At 70.6% G+C, this 11518-nt stretch carries 13 protein-coding genes; 4 read left to right on the forward strand and 9 right to left on the reverse strand.

Annotated features, from left to right (window positions below; translation table 11 throughout):
• The 4 genes from ACNFOC_RS42135 to ACNFOC_RS42150 all read right to left on the reverse strand — a co-directional run.
• The coding region (locus ACNFOC_RS42135) for a toll/interleukin-1 receptor domain-containing protein (RefSeq protein WP_416964313.1) at nucleotides 1-169 on the reverse strand (169 nt) is incomplete at its 3' end.
• A gap of 74 nt (nucleotides 170-243) precedes the next feature.
• Entirely contained in the window at nucleotides 244-1524 is a 1281-nt protein-coding gene (locus ACNFOC_RS42140) for an FxsB family cyclophane-forming radical SAM/SPASM peptide maturase (protein WP_416964305.1), read from the reverse strand.
• 35 nt (nucleotides 1525-1559) lie between these two features.
• Nucleotides 1560-1985, reverse strand: coding sequence for a YxD-tail cyclophane-containing RiPP peptide (locus ACNFOC_RS42145; protein ID WP_416964306.1), 426 nt, complete (start codon nucleotides 1983-1985; stop codon nucleotides 1560-1562).
• Between the two features lie 11 nt (nucleotides 1986-1996).
• Complete coding sequence (locus ACNFOC_RS42150; RefSeq protein ID WP_416964307.1) at nucleotides 1997-3028, reverse strand: hypothetical protein; 1032 nt, start codon at nucleotides 3026-3028, stop codon at nucleotides 1997-1999.
• 286 nt (nucleotides 3029-3314) lie between these two features.
• Here ACNFOC_RS42150 and ACNFOC_RS42155 point away from each other — a divergent pair, with 286 nt between their 5' ends.
• The 3 genes from ACNFOC_RS42155 to ACNFOC_RS42165 are packed head-to-tail and all read left to right on the forward strand — an operon-like array spanning nucleotide 3315 to nucleotide 5817.
• Nucleotides 3315-4445 (forward strand): ABC transporter ATP-binding protein, encoded by a 1131-nt coding sequence (locus tag ACNFOC_RS42155; protein WP_416964308.1) that lies wholly within the window; start codon nucleotides 3315-3317, stop codon nucleotides 4443-4445.
• On the forward strand, nucleotides 4442-5152 hold the full coding sequence (locus tag ACNFOC_RS42160; protein WP_406120850.1) for an ABC transporter permease: 711 nt from the start codon (nucleotides 4442-4444) through the stop codon (nucleotides 5150-5152). Before ACNFOC_RS42155 ends, ACNFOC_RS42160 begins: the two co-directional genes overlap by 4 nt.
• Nucleotides 5149-5817 carry an ABC transporter permease gene (locus tag ACNFOC_RS42165; protein WP_416964309.1) on the forward strand — a complete coding sequence of 223 codons (669 nt, stop codon included), beginning with the start codon at nucleotides 5149-5151 and terminating at the stop codon, nucleotides 5815-5817. The genes ACNFOC_RS42160 and ACNFOC_RS42165 overlap by 4 nt, the downstream gene beginning before the upstream one ends.
• Nucleotides 5818-5902: 85 nt before the next feature.
• Here ACNFOC_RS42165 and ACNFOC_RS42170 read toward each other — a convergent pair whose 3' ends face one another.
• From ACNFOC_RS42170 to ACNFOC_RS42185, 4 genes are read right to left on the reverse strand one after another with little or no spacing between them, the layout of a single operon-like run.
• Nucleotides 5903-6502, reverse strand: coding sequence for a GTP-binding protein (locus tag ACNFOC_RS42170; RefSeq protein ID WP_019062810.1), 600 nt, complete (start codon nucleotides 6500-6502; stop codon nucleotides 5903-5905).
• Complete coding sequence (locus ACNFOC_RS42175) at nucleotides 6489-6944, reverse strand: DUF742 domain-containing protein (protein ID WP_416964310.1); 456 nt, start codon at nucleotides 6942-6944, stop codon at nucleotides 6489-6491. Before ACNFOC_RS42175 ends, ACNFOC_RS42170 begins: the two co-directional genes overlap by 14 nt.
• Nucleotides 6945-6980: 36 nt before the next feature.
• On the reverse strand, nucleotides 6981-7457 hold the full coding sequence (locus tag ACNFOC_RS42180) for a roadblock/LC7 domain-containing protein (protein WP_363095356.1): 477 nt from the start codon (nucleotides 7455-7457) through the stop codon (nucleotides 6981-6983).
• Nucleotides 7454-9961, reverse strand: coding sequence for a sensor histidine kinase (locus ACNFOC_RS42185; protein WP_416964311.1), 2508 nt, complete (start codon nucleotides 9959-9961; stop codon nucleotides 7454-7456). The genes ACNFOC_RS42180 and ACNFOC_RS42185 overlap by 4 nt, the downstream gene beginning before the upstream one ends.
• 364 nt (nucleotides 9962-10325) lie before the next feature.
• On the opposite strand from ACNFOC_RS42185, the gene ACNFOC_RS42190 reads away from it, so the two are divergent.
• On the forward strand, nucleotides 10326-11288 hold the full coding sequence (locus tag ACNFOC_RS42190) for an ABC transporter substrate-binding protein (RefSeq protein ID WP_416964312.1): 963 nt from the start codon (nucleotides 10326-10328) through the stop codon (nucleotides 11286-11288).
• An 87-nt stretch (nucleotides 11289-11375) separates the two neighbouring features.
• On the opposite strand, the gene ACNFOC_RS42195 is transcribed toward ACNFOC_RS42190, so the two are convergent.
• Nucleotides 11376-11518 (reverse strand): AbfB domain-containing protein (locus tag ACNFOC_RS42195; RefSeq protein ID WP_416964314.1); only part of this gene is annotated, 143 nt, incomplete at its 5' end.

The following is an 11518-nucleotide window of genomic DNA, read 5'->3' on the forward strand; positions in this document are numbered from 1 at the left end:
GCGCGTCGGCGAGCGACATCTGCCTCGGCGGGTCCCACCGCAGCAGGGTCGTCTCGTGCCCCAACTGCTCCAGCTGGTGGGCGATCCAGGTGGCCCACGGCCGGTTGAACCCCGCGTAGCTGATGGTGAAGTGCTCGTGGGACTCGGCGCCCTTGGACCTGTCGGTCATCCGACCGTCTCCCCTTACACCGAAATGGAGTCATTGACTACGTTTAAACCGTCTCGCGTGATTTCGCGTGCACCCTAGTCGATACGCGGTCGGTCCTCAGGCATTACCGCGCTCAGCCGCCGGGCCGCGTGCCGCACCAGGTGTTCCAGATCGGCGCAGTACACGGAGGGGTGCAGGAAGCCCGTCCCGGCGGAGTAGCGGTGCCCGTAGTTGCCGCCGCCGCACACCCGTCCCACCGGACACGCCCGGCACTCGTCGGAGAGCCCCTCGACGCCGAGTTGACGGGCCACGATCCCGGGGTGGTCGAGCGCCTCGTCGAAGCTGTTGCCGAAGACGTCGAACCCGGTGGCGGTGGCGCGGTCGTAGGCGAGGTTGAGGGAGTCGATCTGCTCGACGGCGCCGTCCGTGTGGACGACCACGGCGCAGGTGGGCGAAAGGCCGACGGACTCGGTGGCGCTGGGGACGCCGAGCAGCAGGGCCACGATCTCGGTGAACAGCCGTACCCGCGGCTGCGTTCCGTCCGGCGGGCCGTCCCACCAGAGGTCGAAGGCGGTGGCCAGCCAGTCGCCGTACGGCGTCGGTACGGCCCGCTGGGCGCGGGCGTCGCGGGGCGGACGGGCGGCCAGACCGGGCGGGGGACTGGACCAGTTGGCGTGCGGCAGGAGCAGATCGAGGCGGGGCGGGCGCAACGCGGCCAGCGAGGAGTACACGTCCTTCGGGTCGCTGGTGATGTCGATGGCGCACAGGATCCCGGCGTACAGCTCGGGACGGTCGGCCAGCAGGCGCGCGGCGCGGGCGGCGGCCGGCCAGGAGGACCGGCCGGCGTGGTCCACCCGGCGCCGGTTCAGCACGGCGGTGCCGCCGTCCAGGCTCAGCCCGACCCGGATGTTCGCGTCGGCGAGCCGGTCCAGGGTCCGCTCGGTGACGAGGGTGCCGTTGGTCTGCACGGTGGTCCGCAGCGCGGTGCGCGAGGGTAACGCGGCGCGCACGGCGGCCGTGTAGGCGAGCGCGGCGTTGGGCCCGGACAGCAGCGGTTCGCCGCCGTGCAGGTCGATCCGCACCTCGGACAGCCGGTGTACGACGGCGTGTTCGGCGATCCGGCGCGCGGTCTGCCGCATGACGTCCGGGCTCACCCGGGCCGGCCGGTTGCGCCAACTGGCGTCCTGGCCCTGGTAGATGACGCAGTACGTGCAGTCGAGATTGCAGCGGCCGTGCACCTTCAGGACGAACTGCCGGAAGGGAAAGGCCCGTTGCCCCGCGCGCCGCAGGGCCGCCACGTCGAGCGCGGCATGCGGCCACGGCGCGAGTTCCCGGTCCCTGGCCGTCCGTAAGGTGTGCTCCGGTGCCCTGTGCACAGCATCGCCTCCCGTCGGCCGGCGCTCTGCCGCCCCTATCGTTCTGCCCCGGGGGAGTCCTCGTGATACGCGACGAGGCCCCCGTCGGCTGCACAGGACCGGGCCAGCAGGGTCGCGAGCACGGCACCCAGCACAGGGTGGTCCACCCGCGCACGCAGCGCGGTCAGGTCGACGCCGGTGTAGTCGGGCAGCGGTTCGCGGTCCCCGCCGGCGTGCGGGCCGACTCCGCCCGGTTCCGCCGGCCTGTGCTCCTCCGTGCCGCGGCACGTCAAGTCCGGCCCGGTGCGGTCGGGCAGCGGCTCGTGCTCGCCGTCCGGGTGCCCGTCGAATCCGCTCAACCGGTATCGCACGGCGGCCTGTTGATGCTCGGCCGGGCCGGTCACCCCGCGCTGCTCCACTTCGTGCCGCGCAGGCTCCCTCACCCCGTGCTCCTCCACGTCGTAGCGCGCCAAGTCCGCCACCCTGCACTCCTCTACGTCGTCGCCCCGAGCGCGGTCATGCGCTCGAACGTGGACTGTGCCTGCGGTCCCTGTGCCGCCCCGGCGCGCTGCCACAACTCCCAGGCGGCCTGGTAGGACTTGAGGGCCCGTGCCGGACCGGCCGTCCGTTCCAGGGCCGCGCCGCGCTGGTGGTGTGCCTGCGCGGCGAGCAGTGGTTCGGCGGCACGGAGCGCGCTGCGGACGCCGTGGTGGTACGACTCCGCCGCGAGGTCCAGCCACTCCGGCGCACCGGTCGCCCCGGCCAGCGTCAGCAGCACCTCGCCGCGTTCCAGCCAGGCCAGCGCGGCGATACGGTCCGTCCGTGCGCCGCGGGCCGCGCGGGCCAGGATCCACTCGGCCTCGTGCAGATCGGTCCCCGCCCCGCCCGCCGTGTGGTGCCGGCGCAGCGCCTTGCCGAACAGCAACTGCCGCTCGGCCAGCCGGGGTTCACCGCCCGCCGTCAGGGCGAGCGCCGCGCGCAGCTCCCGTACCGCCTCGGCGGCCACCGCCAGTCCGCCGCCGTTCTCGACCCGGGCCAGCAGCACCTCGCCGCGGCCCGCCAGCAACTCCGCCCGGACCGGGTCGTCGCGCTGCACCAGATCCTGCGCCTGGGCGAACACCCGGTCGGCGGCGTCGAGTTCGGCGGGGTCGGCGGTGTAGCGGTAGCGGGCGCTGTGCGCCTCGGCGAGCCTGCGCAGGGCCAGCGCCCGTAACTCCGGGCTCACGTCCCGCACGTCGTCGACCGCCTCGTGCAGCGCCTCCAGTACCCCGGTCGCCCCGCTGTCGGCCGCCGCGACGGCCCGCGCCTCGGCCAGGTCCAGCAGGGCCCGGCAGCGCACGGCGGAGGTCGCGCCCGCGCCGCCGGTGAGCCGCACACCCCGCTCCAGATCGGCCGCCGCCCGCAGGGCCAGCGTCCGCGCCTCCTCGGTGGAGTCGCGGATCCGCGCGTCCCCGGCGAGGGCAAGCAGTTTGCGTCCCCGGGCGAGCACGGCGGCGTCGGAGGGGGACGTACCGCCGTTCGTCACGTCGCGCTCCTCGTCATCGGACGGTCGGATGCGTGCGTATGAGGTCGAGAAGGATCGAGAAGGATCGAGAAAGGTCGGGAACACTCCGGTCACCGTCCATGACAGTACGCGGCTACCGACCGGTCAACAGCACTTTCCGGCCGCCGACCACCGATCACGATCGGTCACACCGAGCCGGATCCCGCCAAGTTCCCGCAACACTCGCGGTCTAGACTCTGCCCCCAGTGGCCTGCGACCGTGGCCGAGAACGGGCAGTTTCTGCCAAACCCGAAGGGTATTCGGCGTTTTGATACGGATAGATTCAGTCACCAAGCGGTACCCGGACGGCACGGTGGCGGTCGACCAACTGTCCTTGGACATACCGGACCGCTCGATCACCGTCCTCGTCGGCCCCTCGGGCTGCGGCAAGACGACCACCCTGCGCATGATCAACCGGATGATCGACCCCAGCGAGGGCACGATCTCCCTGGACGGCGCGGACATCACCAAGCAGCCGGTCAACACGCTGCGCCGGTCGATGGGTTACGTCATCCAGAACGCCGGACTCTTCCAGCACCGCACGATCGTCGACAACATCGCGACCGTGCCCCGCATGCTCGGCTGGGGCAAGGAGAAGGCCAGGGCGCGGGCCACCGAACTCATGGCACGGGTGGGCCTCGACGGTTCGCTCGCCAAGCGGTACCCCTACCAGCTCTCCGGCGGCCAGCAGCAGCGCGTCGGCGTCGCCCGCGCCCTCGCCGCCGACCCGCCCGTCCTCCTCATGGACGAGCCCTTCTCCGCCGTCGACCCGGTCGTCCGCAAGGGGCTCCAGGACGAACTCCTGCGCCTCCAGGAGGAGTTGGGCAAGACGATTGTCTTCGTCACCCACGACATCGACGAGGCGATCAAGCTCGGCACGATGGTCGCGGTGCTGCGCACCGGCGGCAAGCTCGCCCAGTTCGCCCCGCCCGCCGAGCTGTTGTCCGACCCCGAGGACGCCTTCGTCGAGGACTTCCTCGGCGCCGACCGAGGCATCCGCCGCCTCTCCTTCTTCTCCTCGGCCGGTCTCGACCTCAAGACCTCCCCGATCATCGCCGTCGACTCCACCGCCGAGCAGATCGCCGAACGCACCACCCCCGATGTGCCGTACCTCCTCGTCACCGACCTGGACGGCAAGCCGCTCGGCTGGAGCGAGCCGGGCGCACTCACCGCCGGAGCCGTCGACACCGCCCGACTCCTCGCCCACGGCCGCCCGTTCGAGGCCGGCAAGGACTCGCTGCGGGCCGCGCTCGACGGGGCGGTGCTGTCGCCCACCGGGTGGGCGGTCGGCGTGGACGGTACCGGGCGCGTGGTCGGCGTCGTCTCGCAGGGGGCCGTGGGCGAGGCGATCCGCAGTGCGCACGCCGCGACAGACCCGGGCACGAAGGTCGCCGGATGAACGACTGGTTCCGCATCCCCAGCGACCTCCAGAACAGCTACCTCGGTCTGATCGGCCTGCATCTGCGCGAGGCCGTGATCCCGGTCCTCGTCGGCCTGGTGGTCGCGCTGCCCATCGCCCAACTGTGCGTGCGGCTGCGCTGGTTGTACCCGCCGGTGCTGTGGGTGACGACCGTGCTCTACGCGATCCCCTCGCTGGCCTTCTTCGTCGTCCTCATCGACTACACCGGCCAGACCGAGACCACCGTGATGATCCCGCTCGGCGTCTACAGCCTCGTGGTGTTCGTCCCGGCGATCGTGGACGGCGTCCGCTCGGTGCCCCAGGAGACCCTGGACGCGGCCACCGCGATGGGCCTGGGGCCCATCCGCCGGTACCTCCAGGTGCAGTTGCCGATCGCCGTGCCCGCGATCATCGCCGGCCTGCGGGTGGCGACCGTGTCCAGCATCTCCCTCGTCAGCGTCGGCATGCTGATCGGCAACCAGGGCGCGCTGGGCAACCTCCTGAACGACGGCCAGATCTACCACCAGCCGCGGCTGATCTGGCTCTCCGTGATCACCACGGCCGTCCTCGCCATCGTCGTGGACGCCGTCCTGGTCGGCGTACGCCTGCTCCTCACGCCCTGGATGCCGCGCGGCACCCGCAAGGCCCGCCCCGCCGAGGACCGGCCGGAACCGGCCGAACTCGCACTGGAGGACGCAGCCCGGTGAACGTACTCCACTTCATCAACGCCTTCTTCAGCGACAGCACCCACTGGCACGGCTACGACGGCATCCCCACCCGGCTCGTCGAGCACATCCGGTACTCGCTGATCGCGCTCGCGATCGCCGCCGCCATCGGCCTCCCCGTCGGCCTGCTGACGGGCCACACCGGACGCGGCGGCAACACCCTCTCGCTCATCGCCACCGCGGCCCGCGCCCTGCCCAGCTTCGGTCTGCTGGTGCTGATGTTCGTGCTGATCGGCTTCGGCCTGGTCCCGGTGATGATCCCGCTGGTCGTCCTGGCCGTACCGCCGATCCTGGTCACCACCTACGAGGCGATGCGCTCCGTCGACCCGTCCCCGGTCGACGCGGCCCGCGGCATGGGCATGAACGAGGCGAGCGTCCTGTTCCAGGTGGAACTCCCGGTCGCCCTCCCGCTGATCCTCAGCGGCCTGCGCTCGGCCGCCATCCAGATCGTCTCCACGGCCACGATCGCGGCCTACGTCAGCCTCGGCGGTCTCGGCCGCTACATCATCGACGGCCTCTACCAGAGGAACTACGAGAAGGTCGTCGGCGGAGCCACCCTGGTCGCCGGCATGGCCCTCGTGACGCTGGCGCTCTTCTGGGGCATCGCACGGCTCGCGGTGTCACCGGGAGTCCGCAGGAGCAACTGAGCAACTGAGTAACCGAACACCCCCGCACGCAAAGGGAGATGGGGAGGACCGGCGACGGCCCTCCCCATCTCCCTTTCTCCCGCTGTCAGTTCTCCGTGCGCGCCAGCGCCAACTCCAGGACGACCAGCAGCGCGTCCCGCACCGAACCGCGCTCCCGCGCGTCGAACGCGATCACCGGGACGCGCTCGTTGACGTCCAGCGCCCAGCGGACCTCGTCCAGGGAGTGCTCGATCTTGCCGTCGAAGGCGTTCAGGGCGACCGCGAACGGGATCTGCTTGTGCTCGAAGTAGTCGACGGCCGCGTAGCAGTCGTCGAGCCGGCGGGTGTCGACGATGACGAGACCGCCGACCGCGCCCTCCACGATGTCGTCCCACATGAAGCCGAACCGGTCCTGCCCGGGCGTACCGAAGAGGTACAGCTTCAGGGTCGGGTCGATGGTGATGCAGCCGAAGTCCATCGCGACCGTGGTCGTGGTCTTGCGCGGGGTGTGGGACAGGTCGTCCACGCCCGCCGCGACCTCCGTGATGGCGGCCTCGGTGGTCAGCGGCTCGATCTCGGAGATCGCGCCCACGGTGGTGGTCTTGCCCACGCCGAAGCCGCCCGCGACGACCATCTTCACCGGCAGCGGCGGTCGTACGACGGTCTGCGCAGCCGCACCGCGGGCGACCGGTTCAGTCGGTGTCACGGAGTACTCCCCGGGAGTTGGGGATGGCGCGGAGGCCATCGATGACCCTTCGCAGGACGGTTGCGTCATGGGTGATGTCGGAGTTGGGCACGTGCACCGTCAACTGCCCGGCGGCACGCAGGTCTTCGGCGAGGACCCGCACCACGTTCAGGTGCAGCCGCAGCCGGGCCGCGATCTCCGCGAGGGACTGCGGCTGCCGGCAGGCGGCCACGATGTCGTGCTGCTCGAAGGAGAGCCGGTCGAGCACCTCAAGACCGGTGGCCGTGGCCACCACCTGGGTCTCGACCGGGATCGGCCGCCCGGTGGCGGCCGCGTCCGCGCCCGCCACCCGTCCGGCGGTGACCAGGAACGGCCGTACGGCGGAAGGCTTGCGCACCGGATCGCGACCCGGGGGTGTGGCCCCGTCCGCGCCGGCACCGCTCGGAGTGCGGCCGTCGGGCATGAGTGGCTGTTCCTCTCTCGACCGGTCGGGGACCGGTCACCGAGCCGAAGCGGCGCCGACGCTGTTCTTCAGCTGGAGCACCAGCTGGGGGTTGAGCGCGGAACCGGCACGGTTGGCGAACAGCGTCATCTCGTAGGCGATGTTGCCGAGTTTGGCCTCCTTGTCGGTGACGACGCCGAGGACGGCGCCGCTGCCGATCGCGGAGACGAGGACGTGGCCGCCCTCCAGATCGATGATGACCTTGTTCAGGCCGCCGAGACCGTAGTTGCCGGAGGCACCGGCGGCCAGGCTGGTGATGCCGGAGACGATGGCTCCGAGCCGCTCCGAGTGGGCGTGCTCGCGCAGTTCGGCCACGGCGATCAGCAGACCGTCGGAGGACACCGCGATGGCGTCGACGACACCCGCGGTCTCCGTCGCGAAACGGTTGAGCAGCCAGTTGAAATCGGCCGCGGCTGCCTGCAGTTCGGCCGGCGTGGTGCCCCCCGTGGGAGTGTCACCTGTCGACGTACTCACTGCTCCGCTCCTTTCGGGAGGTGGTTCTGGTCATGCGGGTGGTTCGCGTCCGGGGGGCGCAGGCCCGTGAGGGTGTCGCTGTCGCGATGCGCTTGCTCCACGGCGGCCTCGAACTCTTCGAGGGCCGAGCGGACGGCTTCCGCGTCGGCGGGCCGGGGGGCCTGCCGGGCGGCTTGCTGGGCGGCGTCGTCGGCGCCCGTACGAAGGGTGGCACCCCTGACCCGCCGACGCAGCGGCCGGGAGCTTCCGGCGGCGTCGTCGGGGGCGGTGGCGGACTCGTCCGCCGGGGCGTGGTGGGTGGTGACGGGCGGGGCCGCCGCGGCAGGCCTCGGCGCGGTCTCGTACCGGGAGACCCTGCGGGGGAGCGGGGTGGGCTCGTCATCGGCGTGCATGTGCTCGGGTGTGGTCGGCTCGGGCCTGCTCAGGGTGATCGACGGCCGTGGACCGGAGTCCGAGGCGGCGGCCCAGGAAGGAGCCGGACGGGCTTGGTCCTGGGCCGAGTTGACGGCACCCGGCCCCGCGGCGGCGGACGTGAGGGCCTTGTCCGACCCCGCGTGTTCTCCCGCCGGACCGCCGGAGGCCAGCGCGCTCATGCGCAGCAGCAGCGTCGCCGGGATCGTGATCTCGGCCGTCACACCGCCGCCCGGCGTGCGGGCGAGCGTGACGTCGATGTCCCAGCGGCGGGCGAGCGTACCGACCACGAACAGGCCCAGCACCTTCGTCGGCACCAGGTCGAGACGTTCACGGCGGATCAGCCGCGCGTTCTCCTCGGCGATGCGGTCGGCGCTCATCCCGAGACCATGGTCGGCGACCACGATCAGCGCGTCGTCGCCGTCGGTCCGTACGACCACCTCGACGGGGCTGCCCGCGGGCGAGAACGAGACCGCGTTCTCCAGGAGTTCGGCCACCATCAGGGTGAGGTCGCCGATGATGTCGGGTTCCACCATGACCTCGGTGTCGGCCCGCAGACCGACCCGTTGGAAGCCCTCGATCTGGCCGAGCGCGGCCCGTACGACGTTGGTGAGTTCGGTGGGTCCGCCGTCCAGCACGGTCTCGCGGATGCCGGCGAGCAGCATCAGACTGTCCGCGTTGCGGCGCAGGCGGACGGCGATGTGGTCGATGGAGTAGAGGCGTTCCAGCAGCGCCGGGTCCGTCTCGCCCCGCTCCACCGCGTCGATCAGGGCGAGTTGACGGGTCGTCAGGTTGCTGACGCGGCGGCCGACGTTGCCGAACATCTCGGCGACGTTGCGCCGGCTGACCACCTGGCGGGCCAGCAGCGCGGCGGCCGTGGTCTGCACATGGTTGAAGGCCTCGGCGAGGTCACCGATCTCGTCCTTCGCGGTGACCGGCATGTCACGCAGCAGCGGCGGCCCGTCGTCCTCGGCGTCGTCGTCGGCGACGCGGGCGAGTTCACGGCCCGCGACCTCGGCGACCTGCTTCGCGGCGCCGGTCAGGGCCTGCACCGGGCGGACCACCGAGCGGCGCACGATCACCACGAAGACGAGCCACAGCGCGAAGCCGAACAGCGAGAGGTTCAGCAGCAGTCCGGCGCGCCAGGAGGCGGAGCTGGACGCGCTGTCGGCGCGGGTGGCGATCTGGCCGATGAGCGAGGTGGTGATCTTCAGCCGGCCGGTGGCCTGTTGCGGATAGGCGGGGTAGTCGCTCATGGCGTCCGCGAAGGCCTTGCGGACCGCGCCGGGTGTCTCCGCCTGAAGTCCGCTCGGGTCGATCTGCAACTCGGCGTAGGCCTCGGCGATCAGCCGCTGCGCGGGGGTGTGCTCGATGCCGGAGAGCTGGTCGGCCTGGTCCTCGGTGGCGAACCGGGCGAACCTGGCGGCCTGGTAGGTGTAGAGATCGTAGGAGCCGACCGCGTTGTTGAACTCGATGAGCGCGTTGCTGTCACCGGTCGTCGCGGAGAACACGCTGGTCTCGAACGAGCTGTGGGCGGCGTCCGCCCGCAGGACGGAGTCCAGCAGGTTGCCGGTGAAGGTGGTGGCGAGGTTCGCGTTGTGCTCCAGGTCGAGCCCGTCGATCAGACTCTCGGAGGCACTGGTGTACGCCGGGTCGATGTTGTCGGCGGGCAGATAGCTCTGCTCGACGGTGTCGCGCAGCGTCTCCAGGCCGTTGATCTCCTTCAGCGCCTGGGCCTCGCTGTCCGGCAGCCGGTCCCCGAAGGTGTCGCGCACCTTCTCGACCTGCTTGTCCACGGCCAGCTGGGCCGCCCGGTAGGCGCTCTGCGAGGGGGTGCCGCCGTCGTTGGTGGCCTCGAAGCGCACGGAGAGCAGGATGGCCTGCTGGTGCTCCGCCTCCACGAGGTTCACCAGCTTGGCGACCTGCCCGCTGTCCCGCACCAGCTGGGCCGCGTCGCTCGCGTCCGTCGACTGCCCGACCTCGTCCGAGATGAGATACGCCAGCAGCACCGCGACCACCGCGAGGGGTACGCCGACGAGCAGATTGAGCTTGCGCCTGAAGGGCCAACGGTCTGCGAAGCCCCGTATGGACACCAGGCCTCCTTCGTGGGGTGTTGTCACGATACGCGTAGCGACGCGTGTGACTGTTTTTGATCGAAGCGGCCCCCGCACACCGCTGTGACCGACGCCAACTCCGGGGAGACTACCGTCTCTTTGAACGATCAAGTGCGTCGCCCTACGTCAAGAATCAATTACAAAGCGACCGTGTTCGTGACCGGTCCGTTTACGTTGCCTTCACAACTGGGCACCCATTGAGGCCAATCGGTGACCAGAGTTCTCTTGACTGACCGAGAACCGGCTGGATTGGATCAGCGGAGTGCGGAGTTCACGCCCCGCGCGTGGACGCCACAGCCATGCCTGCACGCCTGTGCCAACATCCGAGCCCGGAACGGGAATTGTGACTTCAAAAGCGAAGAACAGCTGGTCAAGTACTAGGTACCCCGGCGCGGCCGCCATCGCGCTCGCCGCGACGGCTGCGCTTGTCACGGGATGTGGTTCGTCCTCCGACAGCAAGTCCGACGACCCGCTCTCGGGCGGCAAGGCCGACGGCGACACGGTCGTCGTCGGCTCCAACAACTTCGCCGAGAGCATCCTGATCGCCGACATCTACGGCGAGGCCCTCAAGGCCAAGGGCGTCAAGGTCACTTACAAGCCGAACATCGGCAGCCGTGAGACGACCTACGGCCTGCTCAAGAACGGCACCATCACCGTGCTGCCCGAGTACAACGGCGCGCTGCTGGCCTACCTCGACCCGAAGGCCACCCCGGCGACCCTCGCCGCGACCACGGCCGCGATCGACGCCAAGCTCGACAGCAAGCTGACGCTGCTGGACCCGGCCGCCGCCGAGGACAAGGACACGGTCACCCTCAACGCGGAGACCGCGAAGAAGTACAACCTCACGTCCGACTCCTCCATCGCGGACCTCAAGTCCATCGCGAAGGACCTGGTCATAGGTGCCTCGCCGGAGTTCCAGACCCGGCAGCAGGGCCTGGTGGGCCTGAAGTCCGTCTACGGCCTGGAGTTCAAGTCCTTCAAGGCGCTGGACGCGGGCGGCCCGCTGACCGCTGCCGCGCTGAAGAAGAACACCGTGCAGGCGGCCGACCTCTTCAGCACGGACCCGACCATCACCAAGGAGAAGCACGTCACGCTCCAGGACCCGAAGAGGCTCTTCGGCTTCGAGAACGTGCAGCCGCTGGTCTACAAGAGCGGCCTCTCCGCGGCCGGTGTCGCCGCGCTCAACGCGGTCTCCGCGAAGCTCGACACGGCGACCCTGCTGGACCTCGACACCCAGGTCGGGTCCCAGAACAAGGACCCGCTGGACGTGGCGAAGGCCTGGCTGAAGACGGCCGGCCTGGACTAGGACTTCTCCGGCCGACGCGGGTGCCTCCGTTTCTCCGGGAGGCACCCGCGTCGTGCTGTGCGGAACCGGTGACCAGCGCTAGGACGCTCAGTATCCGACGTAGAACGTCGCGTCCTGCTGTGCCGCTGTCGTGGAGATCGGGTCGATGCGCAGCACGTAGTTGGAGTGCCGGATGTAGCGCGTCGGGTTGTTGTACGACCGGAAGGACGCCCAGGAGGAGTCCGCGAGCC

Origin of the sequence: Streptomyces colwelliae (genome assembly GCF_048158785.1) — a bacterium.
Lineage (GTDB): Bacteria > Actinomycetota > Actinomycetes > Streptomycetales > Streptomycetaceae > Streptomyces.